Origin of the sequence: Paenibacillus sp. FSL R5-0912, assembly GCF_000758605.1 — a bacterium.
GTDB lineage: Bacteria > Bacillota > Bacilli > Paenibacillales > Paenibacillaceae > Paenibacillus_AQ.
In genome coordinates, this window is record NZ_CP009282.1 from 6,965,003 (window position 1) to 6,990,544 (window position 25,542).

General features: G+C 46.6%; 44 protein-coding genes. 2 read left to right on the top strand and 42 right to left on the bottom strand.

Annotated elements, in window-relative coordinates; genetic code table 11:
• Positions 1–47 precede the first annotated feature (47 nt).
• The 37 genes from rpsI to R50912_RS29680 all read right to left on the bottom strand — a co-directional run bounded on the left by rpsI (position 48) and on the right by R50912_RS29680 (position 19,456).
• Positions 48–440 carry a 30S ribosomal protein S9 gene (rpsI, locus tag R50912_RS29510; RefSeq protein WP_042140127.1) on the bottom strand — a complete coding sequence of 131 codons (393 nt, stop codon included), beginning with the start codon at positions 438–440 and terminating at the stop codon, positions 48–50.
• A gap of 20 nt (positions 441–460) precedes the next feature.
• Positions 461–898, bottom strand: coding sequence for a 50S ribosomal protein L13 (gene rplM / locus R50912_RS29515; RefSeq protein ID WP_042140128.1), 438 nt, complete (start codon positions 896–898; stop codon positions 461–463).
• A 234-nt stretch (positions 899–1,132) separates the two neighbouring features.
• On the bottom strand, positions 1,133–1,912 hold the full coding sequence (truA, locus tag R50912_RS29520) for a tRNA pseudouridine(38-40) synthase TruA (RefSeq protein WP_042239973.1): 780 nt from the start codon (positions 1,910–1,912) through the stop codon (positions 1,133–1,135).
• 179 nt (positions 1,913–2,091) lie between these two features.
• Positions 2,092–2,457 (bottom strand): 50S ribosomal protein L17, encoded by a 366-nt coding sequence (gene rplQ, locus R50912_RS29525; protein ID WP_019908254.1) that lies wholly within the window; start codon positions 2,455–2,457, stop codon positions 2,092–2,094.
• Between the two features lie 41 nt (positions 2,458–2,498).
• Complete coding sequence (locus R50912_RS29530; protein ID WP_039298711.1) at positions 2,499–3,443, bottom strand: DNA-directed RNA polymerase subunit alpha; 945 nt, start codon at positions 3,441–3,443, stop codon at positions 2,499–2,501.
• A gap of 131 nt (positions 3,444–3,574) precedes the next feature.
• On the bottom strand, positions 3,575–3,970 hold the full coding sequence (gene rpsK / locus R50912_RS29535) for a 30S ribosomal protein S11 (RefSeq protein ID WP_019908251.1): 396 nt from the start codon (positions 3,968–3,970) through the stop codon (positions 3,575–3,577).
• Between the two features lie 19 nt (positions 3,971–3,989).
• Positions 3,990–4,358: a 30S ribosomal protein S13 gene (gene rpsM, locus R50912_RS29540; RefSeq protein WP_025706577.1), complete on the bottom strand. Its 369-nt coding sequence runs from the start codon at positions 4,356–4,358 to the stop codon at positions 3,990–3,992.
• Positions 4,359–4,377: 19 nt separating this feature from the next.
• Positions 4,378–4,491, bottom strand: coding sequence for a 50S ribosomal protein L36 (gene rpmJ / locus R50912_RS29545; protein ID WP_003322638.1), 114 nt, complete (start codon positions 4,489–4,491; stop codon positions 4,378–4,380).
• Between the two features lie 53 nt (positions 4,492–4,544).
• On the bottom strand, positions 4,545–4,760 hold the full coding sequence (gene infA, locus R50912_RS29550; protein WP_018753971.1) for a translation initiation factor IF-1: 216 nt from the start codon (positions 4,758–4,760) through the stop codon (positions 4,545–4,547).
• A gap of 2 nt (positions 4,761–4,762) precedes the next feature.
• On the bottom strand, positions 4,763–5,071 hold the full coding sequence (locus tag R50912_RS29555) for a KOW domain-containing RNA-binding protein (protein WP_039298678.1): 309 nt from the start codon (positions 5,069–5,071) through the stop codon (positions 4,763–4,765).
• Positions 5,072–5,082: 11 nt separating this feature from the next.
• On the bottom strand, positions 5,083–5,835 hold the full coding sequence (map, locus tag R50912_RS29560) for a type I methionyl aminopeptidase (protein ID WP_042239978.1): 753 nt from the start codon (positions 5,833–5,835) through the stop codon (positions 5,083–5,085).
• A 4-nt stretch (positions 5,836–5,839) separates the two neighbouring features.
• Positions 5,840–6,484, bottom strand: coding sequence for an adenylate kinase (locus R50912_RS29565; protein ID WP_042140132.1), 645 nt, complete (start codon positions 6,482–6,484; stop codon positions 5,840–5,842).
• Between the two features lie 98 nt (positions 6,485–6,582).
• Entirely contained in the window at positions 6,583–7,881 is a 1,299-nt protein-coding gene (gene secY, locus R50912_RS29570; protein ID WP_039298668.1) for a preprotein translocase subunit SecY, read from the bottom strand.
• Positions 7,881–8,321 (bottom strand): 50S ribosomal protein L15, encoded by a 441-nt coding sequence (rplO, locus tag R50912_RS29575; protein ID WP_039298666.1) that lies wholly within the window; start codon positions 8,319–8,321, stop codon positions 7,881–7,883. Before rplO ends, secY begins: the two co-directional genes overlap by 1 nt.
• A gap of 40 nt (positions 8,322–8,361) precedes the next feature.
• On the bottom strand, positions 8,362–8,547 hold the full coding sequence (gene rpmD / locus R50912_RS29580) for a 50S ribosomal protein L30 (protein WP_019908243.1): 186 nt from the start codon (positions 8,545–8,547) through the stop codon (positions 8,362–8,364).
• A 14-nt stretch (positions 8,548–8,561) separates the two neighbouring features.
• On the bottom strand, positions 8,562–9,059 hold the full coding sequence (gene rpsE, locus R50912_RS29585; RefSeq protein WP_036652980.1) for a 30S ribosomal protein S5: 498 nt from the start codon (positions 9,057–9,059) through the stop codon (positions 8,562–8,564).
• A gap of 27 nt (positions 9,060–9,086) precedes the next feature.
• Entirely contained in the window at positions 9,087–9,455 is a 369-nt protein-coding gene (gene rplR / locus R50912_RS29590; RefSeq protein WP_042140134.1) for a 50S ribosomal protein L18, read from the bottom strand.
• Positions 9,456–9,539: 84 nt separating this feature from the next.
• Positions 9,540–10,082, bottom strand: a complete 543-nt coding sequence (gene rplF / locus R50912_RS29595) for a 50S ribosomal protein L6 (RefSeq protein WP_036692405.1) — start codon at positions 10,080–10,082, stop codon at positions 9,540–9,542.
• A gap of 30 nt (positions 10,083–10,112) precedes the next feature.
• The gene (gene rpsH / locus R50912_RS29600; protein ID WP_019908239.1) at positions 10,113–10,511 is read right to left on the bottom strand and encodes a 30S ribosomal protein S8; all 399 of its coding nucleotides are present in this window, start codon (positions 10,509–10,511) and stop codon (positions 10,113–10,115) included.
• Between the two features lie 32 nt (positions 10,512–10,543).
• The gene (locus R50912_RS34600) at positions 10,544–10,729 is read right to left on the bottom strand and encodes a type Z 30S ribosomal protein S14 (protein WP_036589425.1); all 186 of its coding nucleotides are present in this window, start codon (positions 10,727–10,729) and stop codon (positions 10,544–10,546) included.
• Between the two features lie 44 nt (positions 10,730–10,773).
• Complete coding sequence (rplE, locus tag R50912_RS29605) at positions 10,774–11,316, bottom strand: 50S ribosomal protein L5 (protein WP_039298657.1); 543 nt, start codon at positions 11,314–11,316, stop codon at positions 10,774–10,776.
• A gap of 30 nt (positions 11,317–11,346) precedes the next feature.
• The gene (gene rplX, locus R50912_RS29610) at positions 11,347–11,700 is read right to left on the bottom strand and encodes a 50S ribosomal protein L24 (protein WP_019908235.1); all 354 of its coding nucleotides are present in this window, start codon (positions 11,698–11,700) and stop codon (positions 11,347–11,349) included.
• A 56-nt stretch (positions 11,701–11,756) separates the two neighbouring features.
• Positions 11,757–12,125 (bottom strand): 50S ribosomal protein L14, encoded by a 369-nt coding sequence (gene rplN / locus R50912_RS29615; protein ID WP_019908234.1) that lies wholly within the window; start codon positions 12,123–12,125, stop codon positions 11,757–11,759.
• A 38-nt stretch (positions 12,126–12,163) separates the two neighbouring features.
• A complete protein-coding gene (gene rpsQ, locus R50912_RS29620; RefSeq protein ID WP_039298654.1) occupies positions 12,164–12,430 on the bottom strand; it encodes a 30S ribosomal protein S17 in 267 nt (88 codons plus the stop codon).
• 43 nt (positions 12,431–12,473) lie between these two features.
• Positions 12,474–12,671 carry a 50S ribosomal protein L29 gene (rpmC, locus tag R50912_RS29625; protein WP_019908232.1) on the bottom strand — a complete coding sequence of 66 codons (198 nt, stop codon included), beginning with the start codon at positions 12,669–12,671 and terminating at the stop codon, positions 12,474–12,476.
• Positions 12,661–13,095, bottom strand: a complete 435-nt coding sequence (rplP, locus tag R50912_RS29630) for a 50S ribosomal protein L16 (RefSeq protein ID WP_039298647.1) — start codon at positions 13,093–13,095, stop codon at positions 12,661–12,663. Before rplP ends, rpmC begins: the two co-directional genes overlap by 11 nt.
• A gap of 2 nt (positions 13,096–13,097) precedes the next feature.
• The gene (gene rpsC, locus R50912_RS29635) at positions 13,098–13,763 is read right to left on the bottom strand and encodes a 30S ribosomal protein S3 (protein WP_039298645.1); all 666 of its coding nucleotides are present in this window, start codon (positions 13,761–13,763) and stop codon (positions 13,098–13,100) included.
• A 13-nt stretch (positions 13,764–13,776) separates the two neighbouring features.
• Positions 13,777–14,109, bottom strand: a complete 333-nt coding sequence (rplV, locus tag R50912_RS29640) for a 50S ribosomal protein L22 (protein ID WP_036680546.1) — start codon at positions 14,107–14,109, stop codon at positions 13,777–13,779.
• A 31-nt stretch (positions 14,110–14,140) separates the two neighbouring features.
• On the bottom strand, positions 14,141–14,419 hold the full coding sequence (rpsS, locus tag R50912_RS29645; RefSeq protein WP_039298640.1) for a 30S ribosomal protein S19: 279 nt from the start codon (positions 14,417–14,419) through the stop codon (positions 14,141–14,143).
• 76 nt (positions 14,420–14,495) lie between these two features.
• Positions 14,496–15,326, bottom strand: coding sequence for a 50S ribosomal protein L2 (rplB, locus tag R50912_RS29650; RefSeq protein ID WP_039298637.1), 831 nt, complete (start codon positions 15,324–15,326; stop codon positions 14,496–14,498).
• A 27-nt stretch (positions 15,327–15,353) separates the two neighbouring features.
• Positions 15,354–15,647, bottom strand: coding sequence for a 50S ribosomal protein L23 (rplW, locus tag R50912_RS29655; RefSeq protein WP_039298634.1), 294 nt, complete (start codon positions 15,645–15,647; stop codon positions 15,354–15,356).
• The gene (gene rplD, locus R50912_RS29660; RefSeq protein ID WP_042239980.1) at positions 15,647–16,270 is read right to left on the bottom strand and encodes a 50S ribosomal protein L4; all 624 of its coding nucleotides are present in this window, start codon (positions 16,268–16,270) and stop codon (positions 15,647–15,649) included. The genes rplW and rplD overlap by 1 nt, the downstream gene beginning before the upstream one ends.
• Before the next feature lie 25 nt (positions 16,271–16,295).
• Positions 16,296–16,919, bottom strand: coding sequence for a 50S ribosomal protein L3 (gene rplC / locus R50912_RS29665; RefSeq protein WP_036692386.1), 624 nt, complete (start codon positions 16,917–16,919; stop codon positions 16,296–16,298).
• A 42-nt stretch (positions 16,920–16,961) separates the two neighbouring features.
• Positions 16,962–17,270 (bottom strand): 30S ribosomal protein S10, encoded by a 309-nt coding sequence (rpsJ, locus tag R50912_RS29670; protein ID WP_017692074.1) that lies wholly within the window; start codon positions 17,268–17,270, stop codon positions 16,962–16,964.
• A gap of 285 nt (positions 17,271–17,555) precedes the next feature.
• Complete coding sequence (locus R50912_RS35405; protein ID WP_156123403.1) at positions 17,556–17,696, bottom strand: hypothetical protein; 141 nt, start codon at positions 17,694–17,696, stop codon at positions 17,556–17,558.
• A gap of 257 nt (positions 17,697–17,953) precedes the next feature.
• Positions 17,954–18,730, bottom strand: coding sequence for a protoglobin domain-containing protein (locus R50912_RS29675; protein ID WP_042239982.1), 777 nt, complete (start codon positions 18,728–18,730; stop codon positions 17,954–17,956).
• An 87-nt stretch (positions 18,731–18,817) separates the two neighbouring features.
• Positions 18,818–19,456 carry a Crp/Fnr family transcriptional regulator gene (locus R50912_RS29680; RefSeq protein WP_052416756.1) on the bottom strand — a complete coding sequence of 213 codons (639 nt, stop codon included), beginning with the start codon at positions 19,454–19,456 and terminating at the stop codon, positions 18,818–18,820.
• Positions 19,457–19,699: 243 nt separating this feature from the next.
• Here R50912_RS29680 and R50912_RS29685 point away from each other — a divergent pair, with 243 nt between their 5' ends.
• Both R50912_RS29685 and R50912_RS29690 read left to right on the top strand, forming a co-directional pair.
• Entirely contained in the window at positions 19,700–20,149 is a 450-nt protein-coding gene (locus R50912_RS29685; protein WP_231637732.1) for a V4R domain-containing protein, read from the top strand.
• Between the two features lie 52 nt (positions 20,150–20,201).
• A complete protein-coding gene (locus R50912_RS29690) occupies positions 20,202–20,543 on the top strand; it encodes a cupin domain-containing protein (protein WP_042239986.1) in 342 nt (113 codons plus the stop codon).
• A gap of 89 nt (positions 20,544–20,632) precedes the next feature.
• Here the strand turns inward: R50912_RS29690 and tuf are convergent, their stop codons facing one another.
• The 5 genes from tuf to R50912_RS29715 form a co-directional block, all read right to left on the bottom strand.
• Positions 20,633–21,823 (bottom strand): elongation factor Tu, encoded by a 1,191-nt coding sequence (gene tuf, locus R50912_RS29695; protein WP_039298612.1) that lies wholly within the window; start codon positions 21,821–21,823, stop codon positions 20,633–20,635.
• A gap of 109 nt (positions 21,824–21,932) precedes the next feature.
• Positions 21,933–24,011 carry an elongation factor G gene (gene fusA, locus R50912_RS29700; protein ID WP_042239988.1) on the bottom strand — a complete coding sequence of 693 codons (2,079 nt, stop codon included), beginning with the start codon at positions 24,009–24,011 and terminating at the stop codon, positions 21,933–21,935.
• A 47-nt stretch (positions 24,012–24,058) separates the two neighbouring features.
• Positions 24,059–24,529, bottom strand: a complete 471-nt coding sequence (gene rpsG / locus R50912_RS29705) for a 30S ribosomal protein S7 (protein ID WP_020427074.1) — start codon at positions 24,527–24,529, stop codon at positions 24,059–24,061.
• A gap of 46 nt (positions 24,530–24,575) precedes the next feature.
• Positions 24,576–24,995 carry a 30S ribosomal protein S12 gene (gene rpsL, locus R50912_RS29710; RefSeq protein ID WP_020427075.1) on the bottom strand — a complete coding sequence of 140 codons (420 nt, stop codon included), beginning with the start codon at positions 24,993–24,995 and terminating at the stop codon, positions 24,576–24,578.
• A gap of 134 nt (positions 24,996–25,129) precedes the next feature.
• Positions 25,130–25,381 (bottom strand): ribosomal L7Ae/L30e/S12e/Gadd45 family protein, encoded by a 252-nt coding sequence (locus R50912_RS29715; RefSeq protein WP_039298604.1) that lies wholly within the window; start codon positions 25,379–25,381, stop codon positions 25,130–25,132.
• Positions 25,382–25,542: the final 161 nt, after the last annotated feature.

Below are 25,542 nucleotides of genomic sequence, written 5' to 3' on the forward strand. Positions count from 1 at the left end.
GCCATAAAGGCCAGGAGCTTGAGTTCCTTGATAACAAGGGACAGATCTTAACGTTTCGAGAACTGTGGAGCACGACGAGCGGCTTTGAGGCCGTATTTCTTACGTTCCTTCATACGTGGGTCACGAGTCAGGAAGCCTGCTTTCTTCAGCGCACCGCGATATTCAGGGTCAACTTTGAGCAATGCACGGGAGATCCCGTGACGGATTGCGCCAGCTTGACCGGAAATGCCGCCACCATGTGCAAGAACGATTACATCGTAGTTGCCAAGTGTTTCAGTCAGGTTCAAAGGTTGTCTTACGATCATCTTCAGTGTTTCAACACCGAAATATTCGTCCATCTCGCGTTTGTTAATGACAATGCGTCCTTCACCCGGTACAAGGCGAACACGTGCTACCGAATGTTTACGACGACCTGTCCCATAGTATTGTACTTGTGCCATGAAACTGTCCTCCTCTATTCTTATCCGCGAAGTTCGTAAACTTCAGGTTTTTGTGCTGCATGTGGATGTTCAGCGCCTGCATATACTTTGAGTCTCAGCTTCATGTGGTCCCCTTGACGAGTCTTAGGAATCATGCCATGAACTGCGAATTCAATCATACGCTCAGGTTTGGTCTTGATCAGGTCTTCTGCAACAGTAACCTTCAAGCCGCCTGGGTGCATCGAGTGACGGTAGTATTTCTTGTTTTGCATTTTCTTACCGGTCAGGTGAATCTTCTCAGCGTTGATAACAATTACGAAATCTCCAGTATCAACATGTGGAGTGAATTGCGGTTTGTGTTTGCCACGGATCAGAGCAGCGGCTTCGCTTGCCAAACGACCAAGTGTTTTGCCTTCGGCATCAATGATGTGCCAATTGCGTTCAACTTCGTTTGGCTTCGCCATATAGGTGGTACGCATGAATGTTTCCTCCTTGTTCTCGTACGAAAATCATCTGTCTCGTATATCTTGTTTCTCATTGGATTACAATTATGTGAGTTAAGAAAAACTTGTTTGTTGGCATTTCCTTGATCGGGGCTGTGGGATAGCCATCAAGAAAACACAACTTTTATATTACAGTATAAACATGACAAGTGCAAGTGATTTTTAACTTTTCAAGCTCTATTTTTCAGAAAAAAATAGTGTGCATGTCGTTTAAATCTCATTCTCGTCATATTCTACACTCCACAGTGCCAGACCTTTCGAAACGGCCGTAGGTCCGGCAGCCGCACGGTCACATGCCGCAAGAATTGCAGGGACTATGTCCGCGCTGATTTTACCTTCCCCCACTTGCATCAGCGTACCCATAATAATGCGTACCATATGCTGTAGAAATCCACTGCCTGTAATATACGTATGAATAACTCCCTGATCGGATGATCCCGGCCGGCACATGCTGCGGTCCACTTCAAGATACGCTTCAAATATTGTCCGCACATGCGATGTCTTGGTAGACTTCCTTGATGCGAACGAAGTGTAATCATGAGTACCCAGCAGCCCTGCCAGTCCCTGCTCCATCGACTGAATGTCCAGCTTCACCGGATGATGATGCTGCCAACGCCGCTGGAACGGGTCCGGGAACCGGTTGCCGTTAATCGTGTACCGGTAGGTTTTACGCTTCGCTCCTCTACGCGAGTGGAATGAGAGCGGAACCTCCCAGGCCTCGGTAACCACGATATCCTGCGGAAGCCTGGCGTTCAGAGCCAGACACCAGCGTTCCAGCGGGATCTGGGAAGAGGTTATGAAATTAAAAGGTTGGCCATAAGCGTGCACACCCGCATCTGTCCGTCCTGAGCCCGTTATCTTGAGCGTCTCACCGGTCAGATGAAGAATAGCATGCTCCAGCTTGTCCTGAATCGTATTGCCCTGAGGCTGGGTCTGAAAGCCATCATAGTGGGTACCGTCATAATTGACTTTCATCAATAGATTGCGCATTTCATTCTCCTGTTAGTCCATAGGTTTTTCTGTGTCATAAAAAAAGAGCCCCGGCGGGAGCTCCTTCTACTCTATACAAGGTGATTCCCGCGGTTATTTGCACGGCAGGGTCAAGAATGCCCTGCAGTACAATAACGTTAAATACGTAATGCGTACATCCGGAAATCATGCTTGTGAAACTACGCGCGGTCTACCAGTTCAAGATAAACCATAGGCGCAGCATCGCCACGGCGAGGTCCCAGCTTCAGGATACGAGTGTATCCGCCTGGACGCTCTGTGTAACGAGGAGCAATATCAGAGAACAATTTTTGGATTGCATCTTGTTCACCGTCTACAGTCTCACGACGAACAAATGCTGCTACTTGACGGCGAGCATGAAGATCGCCCTTTTTCGCTTTTGTGATCAGTTTCTCAGCGATGGAACGAACTTCCTTCGCCTTGGCTTCTGTAGTCTGGATGCGTTCGTATAGGAACAGATCCGTTACCATATCGCGGAATAGTGCTTTGCGCGCGCTGGAATCACGGCCCAATTTTTGGTATGCCATTTGTTTTCCCTCCTTCACTCAAGTCTCAAGAAACCCTGTAACTATTCTTCTGTACGAAGACCCAAACCGAGCTCCTCAAGCTTCTCTTGAACTTCTTCCAAAGATTTGCGGCCCAGGTTACGGACCTTCATCATATCTTCTTCAGTTTTCGTAGTCAGCTCTTGCACGGTATTAATACCGGCACGTTTGAGGCAGTTGTAGGAACGGACAGAAAGATCAAGCTCTTCAATGGTCATCTCGAGTACTTTTTCTTTTTTGTCTTCTTCTTTTTCAACCATAATTTCGGCGTCTTTCGCTTCGTCCGTAAGACCTACGAACAGAACGAGGTGCTCGTTCAAAATTTTGGCTCCAAGACTAACGGCTTCTTCCGGTCTGATGCTGCCATCCGTCCAAATTTCAAGCGTCAATTTGTCGTAGTTAGTCACTTGACCAACACGGGTATTATCAATACCATAATTCACGCGGGAAATAGGAGTGTAGATGGAGTCAACTGGAATAACCCCGATTGGCTGATCGTCGCGTTTGTTCCGGTCCGCTTGGACGTAGCCGCGACCACGGCCTGCAAAAATGCGCATGTGTAGTCTCGCTCCAGGTCCCAGCGTTGCAATATGAAGATCCGGGTTCAGGATCTCAACATCGCTATCCGCACGAATATCACCTGCGGTAACGATGCCTTCTCCTTCAGCATCAATCTCGAACACTTTCTCTTCATCCGAATGAATCTTCAGAGACAGAGCTTTAAGGTTCAGGATGATTTCCGTCACATCTTCCATTACGCCGGGAACGGTCGAGAACTCATGCAGAACGCCGTCAATTTGGACCGAAGTCACTGCGGCTCCCGGAAGGGAGGAAAGCAAGATCCGGCGAAGCGAATTCCCCAGAGTCGTGCCATATCCACGTTCCAGCGGTTCAATTACGAATTTCCCATAGGTTCCATCATCATTGGCTTCTACGGTCTCAATCTTCGGCTTTTCGATTTCTATCACGAGTGTACCCCTCCTTCAAACGTCGCTCCTATATGAAACAGTCACCCCATCAGGTGTATCATGTAGTATGCCTAAACACCTATTATTAGCAGATGCGTCAGAATTATACCACAATCACAATTCTGATTTTACTAAACGCGGCGACGCTTCGGCGGACGGCATCCATTGTGAGGAACCGGAGTAACGTCTTTAATGAGGTTTACTTCAAGGCCAGCGGCCTGAAGGGAACGGATGGCTGCTTCGCGGCCCGCGCCCGGTCCTTTAACCATAACTTCAACGGACTTCATGCCGTGTTCCATAGCTGCTTTAGCGGCAGATTCGGCTGCCATTTGCGCTGCAAATGGAGTCGATTTACGGGAACCTTTGAATCCTTGACCGCCGGAGCTTGCCCAGGAAATTGCATTTCCGTGAGGGTCCGTGATCGTAACGATAGTGTTATTGAACGTGGAACGGATATGTGCCACGCCAGACTCGATATTTTTCCGGTCGCGACGTTTCGTACGTACGACTTTTTTCGGTTTAGCCATTGTCTCTTATCACCTCTTCTTATTTCTTTTTGTTTGCTACCGTACGACGCGGGCCTTTACGGGTACGAGCATTGGTTTTGGTACGTTGACCGCGAACAGGCAATCCACGACGGTGACGAACACCGCGGTAACAGCCGATCTCAGTAAGACGCTTAATATTCAAGGAAATTTCACGACGAAGGTCACCTTCAACCTTAACCTGCTTGTCGATCGTTTCACGCAGTTTGCTGACTTCATCTTCCGTCAAATCACGGACACGTGTGTTAACGTCAATGCCTGTTTCATTAAGAATTTTCTGGGAAGTCGTTTTACCGATTCCGAAAATATAAGTCAAGGCGATCTCAACGCGCTTATCACGTGGCAAATCCACTCCAGCTATACGAGCCATTTTACGCTACACCCCCTTCTTAACCTTGTTTTTGTTTGTGTTTCGGATTTTCGCAAATTACCATAACAGTCCCTTTGCGGCGGATGACTTTGCATTTTTCGCAAATGGGCTTTACAGAAGGTCTTACCTTCATGTTAATTACCTCCTCAAAGTTTTGCGAAGCAAAACTTTTGTTGTAGTTCCCATCTATTTACGGTAAGTTATACGGCCTTTTGATAAATCATAAGGCGATAACTGCACGACCACTTTGTCTCCGGTTAGGATACGGATAAAGTGCATCCGCAATTTCCCGGACACATGGGCAAGTATTTGATGACCGTTCTCAAGCTCAACCTTAAACGTTGCGTTAGGCAACGGCTCAATGACCGTTCCTTCTACCTCAATGACATCTTCCTTAGCCACAGTTAGTCTCCTTTCTCATTAGCACTTTTTCCAGCTGGTTCCCCATACTTCATCACTGCGAACCGCAGCTTTCCGTTGGTTACCCGGCCGGTTTCTTCCAAACTATCTACAATCTCACTGCTGATGAAGGGTATGAGCTCCAAGTGCTGAATATTCTTCTTCTTTGGACTATCAAACTTGCGTTTGTCCCCGTCAGCAATATATACAAATCTGCTATCAACAACTGCGATAACAACGGCAGCCTCTCCGGCATCCTTGCCTTTGAGAATTCTCACGATTTGACCAATCTGCGGGCTGCTCCCAGTATTCACGTGAAGATCACCTACGCATTCAGTTTTGTGAAAATCTCCATGCCGTCCGGTGTAACTGCTACTGTATGCTCAAAGTGAGCGCATAGTGAACCGTCTACCGTAACGACCGTCCAGTTATCTTCCAGCGTTCTGACATATCTGTCCCCGGCGTTAACCATCGGCTCAATCGCGAGTACCATACCCGGCTTCAGACGTGGTCCGCGGTCCGCTATGCCATAGTTCGGAATTTGCGGTTCTTCATGCAGTTCTGCCCCAATGCCATGACCAACATACTCGCGGACAACGGAGAAGCCGGCGTCCTCGATGTACTGCTGGATTGCATGGGAGATTGTAAACAAGCGCACATCCGGTTTGACTAACGCCAGTCCTGCGTACAAGGAGCCTTCCGTGACGTCCAGCAGACGCTGAGCCTCTTCAGAAATGCTGCCCACCCCGTAGGTCCAGGCGGAATCACCGTGATAACCGCGGTACTCTGCACCGATATCCAGCGTAACAATATCGCCTTCTACCAGTTTGCGTTTACCTGGAAATCCATGCACCAATTGTTCGTTGACTGAAGCGCAAATGCTGGCAGGAAAACCGTTGTAACCTTTGAAAGACGGCACAGCACCTTGACTGCGGATGTATTGATCGGCGATTCTGTCGAGCTCTCCAGTTGTAATACCAGGCTCAATAGCCTCAGCAATACGGCGGTGACTCTCGGCAACAATTCGTCCAGCTTCCCTCATAAAGGCAAGTTCCTGTTCGGATTTACAAATGATCATTACATTAACCCCGCAATAAAGACACGATTTCGGAAGAAACGACATTGATTTCGTTTTCTCCGTTTACCTGACGCAAAAGACCTTTATCGTCATAAAATGCAAGCAGCGGCGCTGTTTTGTTATCATACTCATCCAGACGCTTGCCTACACTCTCTTCGTTGTCATCCGGACGCTGATACAATTCACCGCCATCAATGTCGCAGATGCCATCTTGCTTCGGCGGGTTGAAAATTAAATGGTAGGATGTTCCGCAAGTACTGCAGATCCGGCGTCCTGTAAGGCGCGCCATGAGCAGTCCGCGGTCCACATTCAAGTTGATTACGTGATCTAATGAAGTGCCGAGGCGGCTAAGGATTTCACCCAGCGCTTCCGCTTGCGAAAGGGTTCTTGGAAAGCCATCCAATAAAAAACCTTTTTCGCAATCGGACTGCTGCAGCCGTTCTTCAACGATTCCAATAGTCACATCATCAGGTACAAGCAAGCCTTGCTCCGTGTAAGATTTAGCTTTCAGCCCGATTGGAGTTCCCTGCTTGATCGCCAAGCGGAAAGCATCTCCAGTCGAAATATGCGGAATACCAAGTTCCTTCACTACTACAGCGGCTTGTGTTCCCTTGCCTGCCCCAGGAGGGCCCATGAATAAAATGTTCACGATTCTCTTCTCCCCCCAAAAGTTCGCCACCAAGCAAGAAACAGCACAATAGGTACCGGGAAGTTTAAAACCCTAGGTACTTCACCGGAACCTATCGCCTATTTATTGATGAAGCCTTTGTAATGGCGTTTGATCAATTGGCTCTCGATCTGCTTCATAGTATCCAATGCCACACCGATTACGATCAAGAGAGCAGTACCGCCGATCTGTACTTGCTTCGGCAGACCGGACAGTGAACCAAACAATACTGGCAGCACAGAAATGAGGGATAGGAACAACGCACCGGACATAGTCAGACGCGACATTACTCTAGTCAAATATTTCTCTGTAGCCTTGCCTGGACGAATCCCCGGAATGTATCCGCCATTCTTTTTCATATTATCAGCCATTTGCTGCGGATTCATCTGGACAAACGTATAGAAGAACGTAAATCCAATGATCATGATTACATAAAGAACCATGCCGAGCGGCTTCGTATGATCCAGATTTTGAGAAACCCATTTGGCCCAAGCGAGATGTGGCCAGATACTTGCGATAACGATCGGGAATTGAAGCAGTGAAACGGCGAAGATAACCGGAATTACACCAGCCGCATTAATTTTAAGCGGAATGTGCGTATTCTGTCCACCGTACATTTTGTTACCGACTACGCGTTTGGCATATTGTACAGGAATCTTACGGATACCTTGTTGAACAAAGATAACCCCGACAATAATCGCAACAACCACAATCAGTACAATAACGACTTTAAGAATATTCAGGAACATCTGATCCGGCTGAATAAAGCTTGATTGAGCCGTAGTTGTGATATATCCCGGAAAGGCGGCGACGATTCCCGCAAAAATTAGGATGGAAATCCCGTTTCCTATACCCTTTTCAGTGATCTGCTCACCTAACCACATCAGGAACGATGTACCCGCCGTCAGTATGATCGCAATGAGCAGGTAATCCGCAAAGGTTGCATTTGGAATCATCTCAGTGCCATAAATCCGGTTAAACCCGATAGATGTGGCAAACGCTTGAATCAAACCTAGCACTACCGTGCCGTAACGCGTAATTTGCGCCAGTTGTTTTTTCCCGTGCTCCCCTTGCTTAGCCCATTCGGCAAACTTAGGGATAACATCCATCGAGAGCAATTGCACTATGATGGATGCTGTAATGTACGGGTAAATACTGATCGCAAAAATCGAGAAGTTTTTGAGCGCTCCGCCCGAGAAGGTGTTCAAAAGACCCATCAAAGCGTCTCCGCCCTGATTTGTTGATTCCAGTACTTCTTTGTTCACACCGGGAACCGGTACAAACGAACCGATGCGGTAAATGATCAGAACGAACAGGGTAAACAGGATCTTTTTGCGCAAATCTTCAACATGCCATATATTCTTAAGCGTCTTGAACATTAGATCACCTCGGTTTTACCGCCGGCAGCTTCGATTTTCTCTACCGCAGATTGAGAGAACTTATTTGCTTGTACAGTCAATTTAACAGCCAGTTCGCCATTGCCGAGAATCTTAATGCCGCTCTTAGTGTTGCTGACAACACCAGTTTCAAGCAACAGTTGTGGAGTCACTTCTGTTCCTTCAGCAAAGCTATTCAGATCTTCCAGGTTCACAATCGCGTACTCTTTACGGGTAGGATTGATGAAACCACGTTTAGGCAGACGACGATAGAGTGGATTTTGTCCACCCTCGAAGCCTGGACGCACACCACCGCCGGAACGGGAGTTTTGACCTTTGTGACCGCGGCCCGAAGTTTTACCGTTCCCGCTACTTGGACCACGACCAACGCGGTTGCGTTCTTTGCGTGAACCAGGAGCTGGAGCAAGTTCATGTAACTTCATCGTTTGCACCTCCTTATGTTTGTTAATTTATGCGAGGCAATTAGCCTTCAATTTCAGTAACGGATAGCAAGTGACTCACTTTGTTGATCATCCCGCGAATTGCAGGAGTATCATTGTGAACCACGGACGAGTTGGTTTTGCGCAGGCCGAGCGTCTTAACAGTAACACGTTGTGTTTCTGGACGTCCGATCACACTGCGTACGAGGGTAATTTGCAACTTTGCCATTGACGTTCCCCTCCTTAACCGCGTAATTCTTCGACAGATTTGCCGCGAAGCTTCGCGACCTCTTCAATGCGTTTCAGACGGGAAAGTCCCTCTAAAGTAGCATTGACCATGTTCATGGAATTCGAAGAACCCAAAGATTTTGTCAAGATGTCGCCAACGCCTGCCAATTCAAGTACCGCACGAACTGGACCACCAGCGATAACGCCGGTACCTTCGGATGCTGGTTTCAGCAGAACGCGTCCTGCGCCGAAATGCCCAGTAACCAAGTGAGGAATCGAAGTTCCTACGATTGGAATGTGGATCAGGTTTTTCTTGGCGTCTTCAATGCCTTTACGGATGGCATCCGGAACTTCGCCGGCTTTACCGATACCTGCACCGACATAGCCGTTGCCGTCGCCCACAACAACAAGTGCGCTAAAGCTGAAACGGCGTCCGCCTTTTACAACTTTTGCAACACGGTTAATGTGCACAACTCTTTCTGTCAGTTCTAAACTGTTCGGATCTACACGCAAGTCGTTAACCTCCTTTTAAGAAATATTCTAGAATTCAAGACCAGCTTCGCGTGCTGCGTTAGCCAAAGCCTGAATCCGTCCATGGTACAAGTATCCACCGCGGTCAAATACAACCACTGCATAACCTTTTTCTTTAGCGCGCTCAGCGATCAATTGACCTACTTTGCCTGCAGCTTCAACGCTGCCGCCATTTCCGATTGTAGCACTCAATTCTTTATCCAGAGTGGAGGCGGATACGATAGTAGCGCCTGTCACGTCATCGATCAATTGAGCGTAGATGTGTTTCGAAGAACGGAACACGTTCAAACGTGGACGCTCAGTAGTACCCTGGATCTTTTTACGAACACGCAGGTGTCTTTTGAGACGAGCCTTGTTTTTATCCTCTTTTGTAATCATGACTTCCCTTTCACTCCCTTCAGTTTGCCGTAAACAGCTTCACTTTAAGATGCACGGGGTATCTTACAATTTAGGTAGAGCTGGTTATTTCTTCTTACCAGCTTTACCTTCCTTGCGGATGATACGCTCGCCTTCATATTTGATACCTTTACCTTTGTACGGTTCTGGTTCACGTACGGAACGGATTTTGGCAGCATAAGCGCCTACGCGTTCTTTATCGATACCTCTAACGATGATCTTCGTGTTCGCAGGAACATCGAACTCAATGCCCGCTTCCGGTGTAATTTCAACCGGGTGGGAGTAACCAACGTTCAGTACGATTTTATCTCCGGATTTGCTTGCACGATATCCGACCCCAACCAGCTCCAGAGATTTCGAGAAACCTTCAGTCACACCACTCACCATGTTGTTGACAACGGAGCGGGTTGTGCCGTGAAGTGAACGATGCAATTTGTTGTCCGACGGGCGAACAACAGTGATTTCGTTATTTTCAACTGTAATCTTCATGTCTTTATGAAGCTCACGAGTCAAAGTGCCTTTAGGACCTTTTACTGTAATAACGGTGTTGTCCAAAGTGACATCTACACCGCTAGGTACTGCGATTGGTTTGCGACCAATACGAGACATGTGTTGCACCTCCTTATCTTGTGACGTTTATTACCAAATGTAGCAGACAACTTCTCCGCCGGATTTTGATTGACGAGCTTCTTTGTCGGTCATAACTCCCTTAGATGTGGAGATAATCGCGATTCCCAGACCACCGAGTACACGAGGCACTTCATTGCTCTTCGTGTAAACGCGAAGACCTGGTTTACTGATTCTTTTCAGACCAGAGATAACGCGCTCCTGGTTCGGGCCGTATTTCAAGAAAATACGGATAATCCCTTGTTTGCTATCTTCAACGAATTCAGCATCACGGATGAAACCTTCACGTTTCAAGATGTCCGCGATTTGTTTCTTCATAGTAGAAGCAGGCATTTCTACTGTCTCGTGACGCACAGTGTTGGCGTTACGAATACGAGTAAGCATATCTGCAATAGGATCAGACATAGTCATGTGTGTAAACCTCCTTCCCGTTTATAAACTTCTTACCAACTTGCTTTTTTCACGCCAGGAATCTGGCCTTTATAAGCTAATTCACGGAAACAAATTCTGCAAATTTTGAACTTTTGCAATACCGAATGTGGACGACCGCAACGCTCGCAACGTGTATATGCACGTACTTTGAACTTAGGCTCGCGTTGTTGTTTAACTTTCATTGAAGTCTTTGCCACTTAGACTGACACCTCCTAAACATTTTCGGAGAAATGGATGATTCTTATTTTGTGAAAGGCATTCCCAGCTGATTCAGCAGCTCACGGGATTCCTCGTCCGTCTTTGCAGTCGTTACAATAACGATGTCCATACCGCGGACTTTATCCACTTTGTCATATTCGATTTCCGGGAAGATCAATTGCTCTTTAAGACCCAGTGTGTAGTTACCACGGCCATCAAAGGCTTTGTTGGAAATACCACGGAAGTCACGTACGCGTGGAAGCGTTACGTTGATCAATTTATCCAGGAAGTAATACATACGCTCGCCGCGCAGTGTTACTTTAACCCCGATCGGCATATTTTCGCGCAGTTTGAAACCGGCGATGGATTTCTTTGCTTTAGTGATAACTGGCTTTTGACCAGTGATCAATTGCATGTCATTAACTGCAGCATCAAGTACTTTGGAGTTTTGAACAGCGTCACCCACACCCATGTTGATGACGATCTTCTCGATCTTAGGCACTTGCATAACAGTAGTATAGTTAAACTTCTGCATCAGAGCAGGTGTAATTTCATTCAGAAAACGTTCTTTCATTCTTGCTGCCATGAAGATTTACCTCCTTTCTTTAGGACTGTATTAGTCGATAATCTCTCCGGATCGTTTTGCTACCCGAACCTTCTTACCGTTATCGAGCACTTTGTAGCCAATACGTGTTACTTTACCGCTCTTCGGATCGATGTGCATTACGTTGGACACATGAATCGAAGCTTCTTGCTCGATGATTCCACCCTGTGGATTCAACTGGTTCGGCTTCTGGTGTTTTTTCACCATGTTCACGCCTTCTACCAGAACGCGGTTTTCACGAGGATAAGCAGCGATGACACGGCCTTTTTTACCTTTGTCTTTCCCGCTGATCACAAGTACCACATCATCTTTCTTCACGTGCAGTTTATTGTTATGGGATTCCAGAACTTTTTTCACTCTAGGCATTTATTACACCTCCTATAACTGACCTTTTCAATTAAAACCGAGACCGGCTCGATTTATTAGATTACTTCCGGTGCCAAGGAAACGATCTTCATGTAGTCCTTGTCGCGAAGTTCGCGAGCAACTGGTCCGAAGATACGTGTTCCGCGCGGGCTTCTGTCGTCTTTTACAACAACAGCTGCGTTTTCGTCGAATGCGATGTAAGATCCATCTTTACGGCGTACAGAACGTTTCGTACGAACAACTACCGCTTTAACAACATCACCCTTTTTGACAACGCCGCCTGGTGTTGCTTGTTTAACGGAACAAACGATCAAATCGCCGATTGCTGCTGTACGGCGTCCAGTACCACCTAGTACGCGGATACACATCAGTTCCTTCGCACCAGAGTTGTCAGCCACATGCAAACGTGTAAATGGTTGAATCATTATTAATTTCCTCCTTCCGGAAAGGGTTCAGCTTTGTATTAGATGATTACCGCTTTTTCTACCACTTCAACCAGTCTCCACCGTTTGTCTTTGGACAATGGACGAGTTTCCATGACTTTCACGACATCACCAATTTTAGCTACATTCTCTTCATCATGTGCCTTGAATTTCTTCGTGGACTTGATGCGTTTGTGATACAGATTGTGCTTTTTATAGGTTTCAACAGCAATTACGATGGTTTTATCCATTTTATCACTGACTACTTTACCGGTCAGCACTTTACGTGCATTACGTTCTTCGCTCATAGTTAGCCTCCTTCCTGATTACGGATTAAGAATCCGCGGTCACTTAACTGATCCCAAGTACTCTTTGATGGATAACGGTTTTAGCACGAGCTATTTCCTTGCGCACGTCACGAATCCGAGTCGGGTTATCCAGTTGGCCAGTTGCCAATTGAAAACGGAGATTGAAAAGTTCCTCTTTGAATCCAGCGATCTTTTGTTCAATCTCGGCAGTGGTTAAGTTGCGAAGTTCATTAGCTTTCATTTGCTTCACCACCCAATTCTTCACGTTTCACAAACTTAGTCTTTACAGGCAGCTTGTGAGCGGCAAGACGCATCGCTTCACGAGCGATTTCTTCCGACACGCCTCCGAGTTCGAACATAATCTTGCCCGGTTTTACTACCGCTACCCACTTCTCAACGTTACCTTTACCACTACCCATACGAACCTCGAGAGGCTTCTGAGTAATAGGCTTATCTGGGAAAATCTTGATCCAAACCTGACCGCCACGTTTGATGTAACGTGTCATTGCAATACGGGCAGCTTCGATCTGACGGTTAGTGATCCACGATGGTTCCAGTGCCTGCAAACCATATTCGCCGAAGTTCAATTCTGTACCGCCTTTTGCCATACCCTTCATGTGACCGCGTTGTTGCTTGCGGTGTTTAACGCGCTTTGGTACCAACATGATTAGTTGCCTCCTTCCTGAGCAGCTTGTTTCTTAGCTGGGGGAAGAACTTCTCCACGGTAGATCCATACTTTTACGCCGATCAGGCCGTAAGTTGTATGTGCTTCAGCTGTTCCGTAATCGATATCAGCACGAAGCGTATGAAGTGGAACTGTTCCTTCGCTATAACCTTCTGAACGGGCAATCTCAGCGCCGCCAAGACGTCCGCCTACTTGAGTTTTAATTCCCTTTGCGCCGGAACGCATAGTTCTCTGAATAGCTTGTTTCAGTGCACGACGGAACGATACGCGACGTTCCAATTGTTGTGCAATGCTTTCAGCAACCAGAATTGCATCCAGTTCAGGGTGTTTAATTTCATTGATGTTAATGTGTACTTTTTTGCCACCGGCGATAGTTGTAACTGCGCTGCGAAGTACTTCCACTTCTGCTCCGCCTTTACCAATTACCATACCAGGTTTAGCAGTGTGAATTGTAACGTTCACGCGGCTTGCCGCTCTTTCGATTTCAATGCGGGAAACAGCGGAATCCTTCAACTTGCCTTTAAGGTATTCCCGGATTTTGACGTCTTCCATTAAAAGAGTACCGAAATCTTTGCCTGCATACCATTTAGATTCCCAATCGCGAATAATACCGACTCGGAGTCCGACTGGATTTACCTTTTGACCCACGTGTTATCCCTCCTTATTTCTCAGATACCACCAAAGTAATGTGGCTGGTACGTTTGTTAATCCGGCTTGCGCGGCCCATGGCGCGCGGACGGAAACGTTTCATAGTTGGACCCTGGTTAACGAAAACTTCGCTTACGAACAAGCTGTTCACGTCCAAAGAGTAGTTATGCTCAGCGTTCGCAATCGCCGAGTTCAGTAGCTTCTCAACAACCGGAGAAGCGGATTTCGGAGTGTGGCGAAGAATTGCAATTGCTTCCCCCACTTGCTTGCCGCGAATCAAGTCAACAACCAGTTTCGCTTTACGAGCGGAAATCCGCACCGATCTTGCATGTGCTTTTGCTTCCATTGTTTTCCCTCCTTTCAAACGAAGACGTTAATTATCTTCTGGTTTTCTTATCGTCACCCGCGTGGCCTTTGTAAGTACGTGTTGGCGCGAACTCGCCCAACTTGTGACCTACCATATCTTCCGTTACGTATACAGGCACGTGTTTGCGGCCGTCATATACACCAAACGTATGTCCGATAAACTGAGGGAAAATGGTTGAGCGACGGGACCAAGTTTTAACTACAACTTTCTTATCTGCCTCGTTCAAATCCTCAACTTTTTTCAGCAGGTAGCCATCAATAAACGGCCCCTTCTTTAAACTGCGACCCATGTGTGAATCCTCCCTTCATCCGGTTCTTCAAACCGCGAATCGACGCTTCGCGCTAATCTAACTTGCCTGAAGCGTCTTATTTTGTGCGGCGACGAACGATATATTTATCAGATGCTTTGTTTTTCTTACGCGTTTTGTAGCCAAGGGTTGGTTTGCCCCAAGGTGACATTGGCGATTTACGTCCGATTGGAGCACGGCCTTCACCACCACCGTGTGGGTGATCGTTAGGGTTCATGACAACACCGCGAACTTCAGGACGACGTCCTAGCCAGCGGCTGCGTCCGGCTTTACCAATCTTGATCAATTCATGATCTTCGTTACCTACGGATCCGATGGTTGCGCGGCATACGCTGAGGATTCTGCGAACTTCGCCGGAGTTCAAACGAACGGATACGTATTTTTCTTCTTTACCCAGCAACTGAGCTTCAGTACCAGCAGCACGAACCAATTGTCCGCCTTTACCTGGTTTCAACTCGATGTTGTGGATAATTGTACCTACCGGAATGTTGATCAGCGGAAGGCTGTTACCAATTTTGATATCCGCAGCAGGGCCGGACTCAACTTTATCCCCAACTTTAAGGCCTTTAGGAGCGATAATATAACGTTTCTCTCCATCAGCATAGTGGATCAAAGCAATATTGGAAGTACGGTTCGGGTCATACTCGATTGTAGCAACGCTACCTGGTATGCCGTCTTTAGTCCGTTTGAAGTCGATGATACGGTATTTACGTTTGTGTCCGCCGCCGTGGTGACGAACCGTAATTTTACCTTGGTTGTTGCGTCCCGCATGTTTGAACAGCGGAGAAAGCAACGATTTCTCTGGCTGGTTTGTTGTGATTTCTTCAAACGTAGACACAGACATGTTGCGTCTTGCCGGAGAGGTCGGTTTGTACTTTTTGATTGGCACTATAGTTTCCTCCTTACTTTAAGAGTATTATTCTACCGCTTCAAAGAATTCGAGCGGCTTGCTGTCCGGGCTAAGCTTAACGATGGCTTTTTTCCACTCCGGAGTGTAACCGGAATATTTGCCGTAACGTTTCAGTTTGCCAGGTACGCGCATTGTGTTCACACTAACAACTTTAACTTTAAAAATAGCTTCAACAGCTTTTTTGATTTCGGTCTTGTTAGAACGGATATCCACTTCAAAAGCGTATTTCAATTCGCTCATGTATTCGGATGTGCGTTCCGTAATCACCGGACGCTTGATAATATCACGCGGATCTTTCATTACGCGAACACCTCCTCTACCTTCAGAACTGCTTCTTTAGTGATAATCAGTTTGTCGTACGTCAGTACGTCAAGAACATTGATGCCGTCAGCCGCTACGAATTTCACCCCAGGGATGTTACGAGCGGAAAGTGCTACATTGTCATCATAGCTAGGAGCTACGATCAATGCTTTTGTACCAACCTTCAGGTTGTTCAGAATAGCTGCGAATTCTTTCGTCTTCGGAGCACTCATAGTCAAGCTATCCAAAACGATGATGTCATTCTCAAGTACTTTCGAGGACAACGCGGATTTGATGGCCAACCGGCGAACCTTCTTAGGCAGTTTCCAGGAATAGCTACGTGGTGTTGGTCCGAAGACTACGCCGCCGCCTTTCCATTGCGGTGAACGAATGGAGCCTTGACGAGCACGACCTGTACCTTTTTGTTTCCAAGGCTTACGTCCGCCGCCACGCACTTCAGAACGTCCTTTTACTTTGTGTGTACCACGACGAAGGGAAGCTCTCTGCATAAGTGCAGCTTCATGCAGCACATGTACGTTCGGTTCAATACCGAAAACTGAATCACTCAGTTCAACTTCGCCAACTTCGTTACCACTAATATTATAAAGTGTTACTTTTGGCATTTCATGTTCCTCCTTTCTTCAGAGATTATTTCTTAACGGTTTGTTTAACTTTCACGAAGCTGTTTTTAGGGCCCGGAATCGCGCCTTTAACCAGCAATACATTACGTTCTACGTCAACTCGGATGATTTCAAGCTTTTGAACCGTTATAGTCGTGTGACCCATATGTCCTGGCAGGCGTTTGCCCTTAGGAACACGGTTAGCTTGAATGGAACCCATGGAGCCTGGTCTTCTGTGGTAGCGCGATCCGTGTGCCATTGGTCCGCGGCTTTGTCCCCAGCGTTTGATGTTACCCTGGAAGCCTTTACCCTTCGAAGTACCTGTTACGTCAACAAATTCGCCTTCTGCGAAGATGTCAGCCTTAAGCTCTTGTCCAACCTCGAGTGACCCGAGGTCAACACCGCGAATTTCGCGAACGTAGCGCTTAGGTGTTGCGTTTGCCTTTTTGGCGTGACCTTGTTCAGGCTTGTTGGAGCGACTTTCCTTTTTATCGGAAAAGCCCAACTGCACTGCTTCATATCCGTCGATATTCAGGTCTTTCTTTTGCAGTACCACACAAGGGCCAGCTTCGATAACAGAAACCGCGATTACGTTACCTTCTGGAGTAAACACTTGAGTCATACCGAGTTTTTTTCCTAAGATACCTTTCAATGTTGACACCTCTTTTCTTTTCCTAGTTGCTTAATAATGAAATTACAATTTGATTTCGATATCTACACCGGACGGTAGATCCAAGCGCATCAAGGCATCCACAGTTTGTGGTGTTGGGTTCACAATATCGATCAAACGTTTGTGAGTCCGTTGCTCAAACTGTTCACGGGAATCCTTGTACTTGTGTACCGCACGGAGAATAGTAATGATTTGCTTCTCAGTTGGCAGCGGGATCGGCCCGGATACACCAGCACCCGAACGTTTTGCTGTTTCAACGATTTTCTCTGCGGATTGATCAAGAATTCTGTGGTCGTATGCTTTCAAGCGAATACGAATTTTTTGCTTTGCCATTTTAGTCCCTCCTTCTATCGCCCAATTTATTATCGGACATACTCCGTGAAAATTTTCTGACGTCGACCTCATGGCAAAGGGGCCGGGTGTGTCAGTAACCTCTCACATCATCGCAACGTCTCAGAACAACATTTATTATTATATATAATAGGCGGCTATATTGCAAGGGGATTTGCAAAAACAAATCAACTTTTTCCGAAAAGAATAGAAAAGGTGCCTTTCTTGTTCAGAAATGCACACTACGAGCTGCAATATAACGTTTTTCTTCTATATAAATAGCTCCGTCTATAAATTATCCGTCGCAGATTTGAATTGTCCTGCCGAAGCTGCTGTCTGCGCAGTTGCAGAACCAATACCTTCAATGGTCTGAATGAGCACCTTGATCTCTTCCTCTACCGTAACAATTCTCTGTGTACTCGTCTGCATGGAGTCTACAATATCACTGAAGAGCCTGCTAGTCTCGAGGGACTGGTGTTTACCGCTCTTCGACAGCTCCTGAACTTTGCGGATCTCCCCAACAACCTACGACGTAAGAGAGCTGGACTGAAGGGTCAGTTCACCGATCCAGACCACCGTGTTCTTGGTATCTTCGGCGAGTCTGGTCAGCAATATCCTGAACAGCCGCCACAATTTTACGGATTTTCTGTGACGAACTGCTCAGTTCATTTACTGACCGCTCCATCTCATTTCGCATATATAAGATTAATCTGACCTGTAAGGTTGATCAGCTGTCCATGTCCCTCCCTGGCCTTCCCCTGTGACTCCAGAGCGGAGGCGGCAGTTCGCTGGAATGTATTGTCGACTTCATTGCTGCTCGTCACCAGCTGCTCCACAGCGGCGTTGGTATCTATGCTAAGATCAATCAGCTCTCCGCTGAATTCAGCTATCTTATGTTTCAATTCGTTCTTAACCAGCAGATACTGTTCTTCCTTTTCCCTAATGTTCTCCTTCTCATATTCCTCAAGGACCAGTTGCTGTTCCAGATTAAGCGATTTGGTTACGGTCTGGACCAGTTTGATCCTCTCGGCATCTGTATGTGTCTCATTATAAATAGCCGTAATGAACACATTCTGCAGATTCTGAAAAGCGGAGAGATACCATTTAGGCTCCAGGCCAATCCTCTTATGAATATTTGCAATTTTTAGCCGCTTGGCTATGTACTCCTCGTTAACATTACCATCAAAAATCTCGATGATATGCTCACGCAAAGTCTTTTTAAGGCGATCAATACTGCTGTGTTCCAGAATAATTGCTTCCAGTTTGTTGACTCCAAGAACCGTATTATAGAATTGATTTGTGATATCGTCGATTCTCTGTTCTACAACAGGTTTCATCAGGCGCAGGAGTCTTAAATCTTCCTCAGTTAAATCGATCATTCGCATTTGCTTGTTCAAATCATCATGCCCGTCAGGGGTATGAAACATCTCTGTGGTAGCGGGTGCAAAGCTTTTGATGTCCATTGATGGAGCGGCGGGAGATTCCTCATTGGTATTCTTTGAAGTCAGACCATGCATAAATGAAAAAGGACATTTCCCCAGATTAGTAGTTCAATCTCTGATTTCTGCAATCTGAATAAGAGCTTCCAGCTCAAGAATATTTACGGTTCTTTTATGCATAGCGATAATCTTCAATGCTTCCAGTTTATTCAGTTTGCGGCTTAGAGTTTCTGCCGTAGTTCCAATCATGGCTGCTACTTCTTTTTGGGCTGACGGCAAATCTACGGAGTGTCCTAAGGATTGTACAGTCACTGCCGATTCGGCAAGATTCCTTGTATACAGGTATACCAACAGCCTGGCCAGTCTCTTCTCAACCTCAAACATGTGCAATGCCCCAGCAGCCTCCTCGGCCTGATGCAGCTGCTCGCTAACAGACATAAGGAAGCTAAAGGCAAGACCTGCATTCTGCTCCAGCAAGGGAATAAAGTCTTTACGGTGCATCCGGCATACCTCTCCGCTCTCAATCACCTCTGCCGTTACATCATTATTTTTATTATGGAGTAAGGCAAACTGGCCGAAATAATCACCCGGGAAAAGAAAACGGACAATATGCTGCTTTCCATCCTTACTGTTCTGAGTCAGCTTGATGAGACCGCTTTTTACTACAAACAATGCTTCAGACGGCTCCCCTTCTCTGCACACTTGACTTCCTTTTTTATAGTTATGGGTCTCTGTAATCGATTCGACCATCACTAATTCCTCATCAGACAAGCTCCGAAATACGGGAACCTGACGTACACAGGCATGCGAATTGCAGGTAGGACAGCTCATGATCCTTCACCCTTCCTTATAGCTGACTCTAACATATCAAAATTCCGGATTCCGGCGGGTGACTGGAAACACATATTTCTCAAAAACTTGATCTGCATCAAGGAATCTTCACCGGCTTATCATTACAATAGAATTATAGAGAGAGTAAAGGAGTTGGAGTAATTGCTGCAGTATTCATTTGAAGATATGCGTCAGATTGATAGGAGTACCCTTGGTAATACGGTGCCCCTTGAGTTGTTCCGTACCATACGTCTGATTGGACTGAACCAGGGACTTCCCCTTGGAGGAAAAGGGACTACGCTTACCATTGGCAGAAAGATTGGTGAAAGCCTGCCTGTAAACTCTGTTGATGATCTTCTACAGATGTTTGAAGAGCTCAAAATCGGTATTCCGCGGATTGTTCATTCTGATAACCGTAAGATCAATATTGCTGTAGAGGATTGCTTTTGCAAAGGACTGCCAACTCTCGAAGAAGAGAAAATGGTATGTGACTTAGAGGGAGCGATTCTTGAAGGGGCACTCGGCAAGATTCTCGGCCGTAAGGTCTCTGTTAAAGAGATCAAATGCAACGTTACCGGTCATGAGCACTGTGAATACGAAGTTAAGCTTTAAAGGATGAAATTGAGATGGATAAATTTATAATTATGAAAGCAGGGATTATCTAATGGAAAAGAAAAGTTTAGCTGACGTGCTGCAGTATCAGGAGGAACGTTTTACAAAGAAAATCCTCTTCCAGCAAGGTGAAAGTGTTGTATTCGTGCTTAATTTCATGCCGGGTCAAAAATTGCCTGTTCATAAGCATCCTGGAGCGGATGTATATATCCTTGCTTTAAAAGGAAATGGAACCATTCATGTAAATGAAGCCGTGCAGCCCCTTATTGAAGGAGAGACTATCTATATCGCCGGAGATGAATCTTTTGCCTACACTAATGACAGCTCTTCCCCTTCCAGTCTGCATGTCATTCTGTCCAAGCTGCCGAGTCCGGCCTATGCCAAAGAAATCTAGATCCTACAGCCTGCAATAAAAACAGGGCCCCTTCATAATGAAGGGGCCCTGACTTATATTCCGGATCTATCCTAACGGATAGAGACGAATTATTTCTGGATGGAAGCTACGGAACCGGCACCAACTGTACGTCCGCCTTCGCGAATGGAGAATTTAGTACCTTCTTCAATAGCGATTGGGGAGATCAGGGAAACAGTTACAGTGATGTTGTCACCAGGCATAACCATTTCAGTACCTTCTGGCAGGTTGATGATGCCAGTTACGTCAGTTGTACGGAAGTAGAACTGTGGACGGTAACCAGTGAAGAATGGTTTGTGACGTCCGCCTTCTTCTTTAGTCAGAACGTAGATCTGAGCAGTGAACTCTGTGTGTGGGTTAACGGAGTTCGGCTTAGCCAATACTTGGCCGCGCTCGATCATGTTACGGTCTACACCACGCAGCAATGCGCCGATGTTGTCGCCCGCTTGTGCGGAATCGAGCAATTTACGGAACATTTCAACGCCTGTAACAACGGATTTTTTCTTTTCTTCGTGAATACCAACGATTTCGATTTCTTCTCCGACTTTAACTGTTCCGCGTTCTACACGACCAGTTGCCACAGTACCGCGGCCAGTGATGGAGAATACATCTTCGACAGGCATCAAGAATGGTTTGTCAGTCTGACGTTCTGGAAGCGGGATGTACGTGTCGATCGTTTCGAACATTTCAACGATCTTCTGTGCATATTCGCCTTCAGGGTTCTGCAGAGCTTCACGAGCAGATCCACGGATGATTGGAGTATCATCGCCTGGGAAGTCATATTCGCTCAGCAGGTCGCGAACTTCCATTTCAACCAGTTCAAGCAACTCTTCGTCTTCAACCATGTCGCATTTGTTCAAGAATACAACGATGTAAGGAACGCCTACTTGACGGGACAGCAGGATGTGTTCACGAGTCTGTGGCATAGGGCCATCAGCTGCGGATACAACCAGGATAGCTCCGTCCATTTGCGCTGCGCCAGTGATCATGTTTTTAACATAGTCGGCGTGTCCAGGGCAGTCTACGTGAGCGTAGTGACGATTAGGAGTTTCATATTCAACGTGAGCAGTGGAGATAGTGATACCACGTTCGCGTTCTTCAGGAGCCTTATCGATTTGGTCGAATGCTACAGCAGCGCCACCGTATTTCTTGGACAATACAGTAGTGATTGCAGCAGTCAGAGTTGTTTTACCATGGTCGACGTGACCAATAGTACCAATGTTAACGTGCGGTTTGTTACGTTCAAACTTTGCCTTTGCCATTTGAACAGTTCCTCCTTAATGTGGGGTTCCTTATATTTGAGCCGCCCGCCTACATGCAATTCTTAGATGACTTATGTGATATACCCGGACGGCAAGTTAAAAATGATGATTATTCTCCGCCTTTGTTCTTGGCTACGATTTCTTCAGCAATGGATTTAGGTACTTCTTCATAGTGAGAAAGTTCCATTGAGAATACGCCGCGTCCTTGAGTACCGGAACGAAGTGTTGTGGAGTATCCGAACATTTCGGAAAGAGGTACCTTTGCACGGATAATTTGCGCACCGCCACGGGAATCCATACCTTCGATCCGTCCGCGTCTGGAGTTCAACATACCCATTACATCGCCCATGTATTCCTCAGGAACAGTTACTTCCACTTTCATGATTGGCTCGAGCAGGACAGGTTTACACTTGTCTTTAGCTGCTTTGAGTGCCATCGAGCCGGCGATTTTGAACGCCATTTCGTTGGAGTCAACATCATGATAGGAACCATCTACGATGGTAGCCTTAACGTCAACAAGCGGGAAGCCTGCAATAACGCCGTTTTTCATTTGCTCTTCAATACCGGCAAGTGCAGGAGCGATGTATTCTCTAGGAACAGAACCACCGACAACTTTACTTTCGAACTTGCTGCCAGTACCAGGCTCGAGAGGTTCAAATTCAACCCATACGTGACCATACTGACCGCGACCGCCGGATTGGCGAACGAATTTACCTTCAACACGTGCTGGTGCTTTGAATGTTTCACGGTAAGCAACCTGTGGTTTACCCACGTTGGTTTCTACCTTGAATTCGCGGCGCATACGGTCGATGATAATATCCAGGTGAAGCTCACCCATACCTGCCAGGATCGTTTGGCCAGTTTCTTCATCAGTGTGAGCACGAAGAGTAGGATCCTCTTCAGTCAACTTTCCGAGAGCTACGCCGAGCTTATCTTGGTCAGCTTTGGTTTTTGGTTCAACTGCGATTTCGATAACCGGATCAGGGAAGTTCATGGACTCCAGGATAACCGGATGTTTCTCATCGCAAAGGGTATCGCCGGTACTTGTGTCCTTCAGACCAACGGCTGCCGCGATATCACCGGAATACACAATGGAGATTTCTTGGCGGCTGTTCGCATGCATTTGCAGGATACGGCCGATACGCTCACGTTTGTTCTTTGTAGCGTTAACTACATAAGAACCGGATTCCAGTACACCGGAGTATACGCGGAAGAACGTAAGTTTACCTACATAAGGGTCTGTCATGATTTTAAATGCCAGTGCTGCGAATGGTTCTTCGTCCGAAGAGTGACGAACCGCTTCTGTACCGTCATCCAGATGACCTTGAATAGCAGGTACATCCAGTGGGGATGGCAAGTAATCAACAACAGCATCCATCATGAGCTGAACACCTTTATTACGGTAGGAGGATCCGACAATTACAGGGAAGATTTTAACATCACATACGCCTTTGCGCAATGCTGCCTTAATCTCATCCACTGTGATTTCTTCGCCTTCCAGATACTTCATAGTCAGATCTTCGTCAAGTTCTGCAACCTTCTCGATCAACTCGAGACGCAGTCCCTCAACTTGTCCCAAGTATTCAGCAGGAATATCAGTAACTTCGATGTTTTGTCCCAGGTCATCCTTGAACATGTGAGCTTTTTGCTCAACAAGGTCAATGATACCAATGAAGTCGTTTTCGGCACCAATTGGCAATTGAATTGCAATTGCGTTGGCTTGCAGGCGGTCACGCATGCTGTCGATAACGTTCAGGAAGTCTGCACCGATGATATCCATTTTGTTCACATAAGCGATACGGGGAACGCCGTAACGGTCAGCCTGTCTCCATACGGTTTCGGACTGAGGCTCTACGCCCTCTTTCGCACTAAATACACCAACTGCCCCATCCAATACACGAAGGGAACGTTCAACTTCAACAGTGAAGTCAACGTGCCCAGGGGTATCAATAATATTGATGCGGTGGCCCTTCCATGCAGCGGTCGTAGCAGCGGAAGTAATCGTAATTCCGCGCTCCTGCTCTTGTTCCATCCAGTCCATTGTAGCAGCGCCCTCGTGAACTTCACCGATTTTGTGCGTACGGCCTGTGTAGAAAAGAATCCGCTCAGTAGTGGTAGTTTTACCAGCATCAATATGTGCCATGATCCCGATATTACGTGTATTTTTTAAGGAGAACTCTCTTGACATGAAATGGATCTCCTTTCAAAATAGAAGTTATTTGAACGGCTATAATCCTACCAGCGGTAGTGAGCAAACGCTTTGTTCGCTTCAGCCATTTTGTGCGTGTCTTCACGTTTCTTAACGGAAGCGCCTGTGTTGTTGGAAGCATCGATAATCTCAGCCGCCAAACGCTCTTCCATAGTCTTCTCACCGCGGTTGCGTGAGTAGTTTACAAGCCAACGTAATCCCAAAGCAGTACGTCTTTCAGGTTTAACCTCGATAGGCACCTGGTAGTTAGCACCGCCGACACGACGAGCTTTAACTTCCAATACAGGCATGATGTTCTTGATGGCAGCTTCGAAAACTTCCATCGGTTCTTTACCTGTACGTTCCTGAATCAACTTGAACGAATTGTACAAAATGCTTTGAGCGACACCTCTTTTACCACCCAGCATAATACGGTTGATCAAACGAGTAACCAACTTGCTATTATACAATGGATCTGGCAATACATCTCTCTTAGTAACTGGACCTTTGCGTGGCATGGATATCCCCCTTTCTTAAAATGTTTATTATTCGGATATGCTTGTCTTATTTCTTAGCCTTAGGACGTTTCGCACCATATTTGGAGCGAGCCTGCATCCGGTTAGCAACACCTGCAGTATCAAGTGCACCACGAACGATGTGGTAACGAACTCCTGCAAGGTCCTTAACTTTACCTCCGCGCAGCAATACTACACTGTGCTCTTGAAGGTTGTGTCCGATACCCGGAATGTAAGCAGTCACCTCAAGACGGTTCGTCAAACGAACACGGGCATACTTACGAAGTGCTGAGTTTGGTTTACGTGGAGTCATTGTGCCTACACGAGTGCACACACCGCGTTTCTGCGGGGCGCTCAAATTTGTAGCCTCACGCTTGAGGGCGTTGAACCCTTTTTGAAGAGCGGGAGATTTGGATTTTTCGATTTTGGCTTGACGGCCTTTACGAACCAGTTGATTAATAGTTGGCATGTTGTGCCACCCCCTTCCTGAAATGATAGTCAATTTACAAACATTAAGTCCACAGACCCAGGTGGTTCATAAAAAGACAAATGAAAAGTCCTTGCTGCCGAAGTGTACCCCGGTACAAAAACGTTCTCTTGTTGCTATTGTTTTAAGACGGCTGCCATAGCAGCACCAACTTCTATACCGCAGGCCTTGCCCAAATTCAGCATGGTGTCCACATATGTGACCTTCACACCTTGTTTGCCGCAAAGCATAACAATTCTGGAAGTAAGCCGTTGATCTCCGTCCTCCGCCACATAGACTTCTGCGGCTTGGCCCAACTCCACCGCCTTGACGGTTTGTTTGGAACCGATCTTGACCTGAGCATCCTGTAACCCTCTATCATCAGTCATGAAAAACATTACCTCCACTGAACAAGAATGACAAGGCTACTCACGCACCTTAGACATATTAGCATCCTCAGCACACGATGTCAAGAAAAACAGCAATAATTATATTAATATTCATAACAGACAGCCGCGTCACGCAAGGTTATCACGTGACGCGAAAGCTG

Coding starts and splice junctions, on each gene's coding strand:
- rpsI (WP_042140127.1), bottom strand. CDS start 440: ATGGCACAAGTACAATACTATGGGACAGGTCGTCGTAAACATTCGGTA.
- rplM (WP_042140128.1), bottom strand. CDS start 898: ATGCGTACCACCTATATGGCGAAGCCAAACGAAGTTGAACGCAATTGG.
- truA (WP_042239973.1), bottom strand. CDS start 1,912: ATGCGCAATCTATTGATGAAAGTCAATTATGACGGTACCCACTATGAT.
- rplQ (WP_019908254.1), bottom strand. CDS start 2,457: ATGGCATACCAAAAATTGGGCCGTGATTCCAGCGCGCGCAAAGCACTA.
- rpsK (WP_019908251.1), bottom strand. CDS start 3,970: ATGGCTAAACCGAAAAAAGTCGTACGTACGAAACGTCGCGACCGGAAA.
- rpsM (WP_025706577.1), bottom strand. CDS start 4,358: ATGGCTCGTATAGCTGGAGTGGATTTGCCACGTGATAAGCGCGTTGAG.
- rpmJ (WP_003322638.1), bottom strand. CDS start 4,491: ATGAAGGTAAGACCTTCTGTAAAGCCCATTTGCGAAAAATGCAAAGTC.
- map (WP_042239978.1), bottom strand. CDS start 5,835: ATGATCATTTGTAAATCCGAACAGGAACTTGCCTTTATGAGGGAAGCT.
- secY (WP_039298668.1), bottom strand. CDS start 7,881: ATGTTCAAGACGCTTAAGAATATATGGCATGTTGAAGATTTGCGCAAA.
- rplO (WP_039298666.1), bottom strand. CDS start 8,321: ATGAAGTTACATGAACTTGCTCCAGCTCCTGGTTCACGCAAAGAACGC.
- rpmD (WP_019908243.1), bottom strand. CDS start 8,547: ATGGCAAAGTTGCAAATTACCCTCGTACGCAGTGTGATCGGACGTCCA.
- rplR (WP_042140134.1), bottom strand. CDS start 9,455: ATGATTACAAAAGAGGATAAAAACAAGGCTCGTCTCAAAAGACACCTG.
- rplF (WP_036692405.1), bottom strand. CDS start 10,082: ATGTCTCGTATTGGTCGCAAACCAATCGCAGTACCTAGCGGTGTAGAT.
- rpsH (WP_019908239.1), bottom strand. CDS start 10,511: ATGACTATGTCTGATCCTATTGCAGATATGCTTACTCGTATTCGTAAC.
- rplE (WP_039298657.1), bottom strand. CDS start 11,316: ATGGCAGCAAGAATGAAAGAACGTTTTCTGAATGAAATTACACCTGCT.
- rplX (WP_019908235.1), bottom strand. CDS start 11,700: ATGCCTAGAGTGAAAAAAGTTCTGGAATCCCATAACAATAAACTGCAC.
- rplN (WP_019908234.1), bottom strand. CDS start 12,125: ATGATTCAACCATTTACACGTTTGCATGTGGCTGACAACTCTGGTGCG.
- rpsQ (WP_039298654.1), bottom strand. CDS start 12,430: ATGAGCGAAGAACGTAATGCACGTAAAGTGCTGACCGGTAAAGTAGTC.
- rpmC (WP_019908232.1), bottom strand. CDS start 12,671: ATGAAAGCTAATGAACTTCGCAACTTAACCACTGCCGAGATTGAACAA.
- rplP (WP_039298647.1), bottom strand. CDS start 13,095: ATGTTGGTACCAAAGCGCGTTAAACACCGCAAGCAACAACGCGGTCAC.
- rplV (WP_036680546.1), bottom strand. CDS start 14,109: ATGGAAGCAAAAGCACATGCAAGATCGGTGCGGATTTCCGCTCGTAAA.
- rpsS (WP_039298640.1), bottom strand. CDS start 14,419: ATGGGTCGCAGTTTAAAGAAGGGGCCGTTTATTGATGGCTACCTGCTG.
- rplW (WP_039298634.1), bottom strand. CDS start 15,647: ATGAAAGATCCGCGTGATATTATCAAGCGTCCGGTGATTACGGAACGC.
- rplD (WP_042239980.1), bottom strand. CDS start 16,270: ATGCCAAAAGTAACACTTTATAATATTAGTGGTAACGAAGTTGGCGAA.
- rpsJ (WP_017692074.1), bottom strand. CDS start 17,270: ATGGCAAAGCAAAAAATTCGTATTCGCTTGAAAGCATACGACCACAGA.
- R50912_RS35405 (WP_156123403.1), bottom strand. CDS start 17,696: ATGCAGACGAGTACACAGAGAATTGTTACGGTAGAGGAAGAGATCAAG.
- R50912_RS29675 (WP_042239982.1), bottom strand. CDS start 18,730: ATGGACATCAAAAGCTTTGCACCCGCTACCACAGAGATGTTTCATACC.
- R50912_RS29680 (WP_052416756.1), bottom strand. CDS start 19,456: ATGGTCGAATCGATTACAGAGACCCATAACTATAAAAAAGGAAGTCAA.
- R50912_RS29690 (WP_042239986.1), top strand. CDS start 20,202: ATGGAAAAGAAAAGTTTAGCTGACGTGCTGCAGTATCAGGAGGAACGT.
- tuf (WP_039298612.1), bottom strand. CDS start 21,823: ATGGCAAAGGCAAAGTTTGAACGTAACAAACCGCACGTTAACATTGGT.
- fusA (WP_042239988.1), bottom strand. CDS start 24,011: ATGTCAAGAGAGTTCTCCTTAAAAAATACACGTAATATCGGGATCATG.
- rpsG (WP_020427074.1), bottom strand. CDS start 24,529: ATGCCACGCAAAGGTCCAGTTACTAAGAGAGATGTATTGCCAGATCCA.
- rpsL (WP_020427075.1), bottom strand. CDS start 24,995: ATGCCAACTATTAATCAACTGGTTCGTAAAGGCCGTCAAGCCAAAATC.
- R50912_RS29715 (WP_039298604.1), bottom strand. CDS start 25,381: ATGACTGATGATAGAGGGTTACAGGATGCTCAGGTCAAGATCGGTTCC.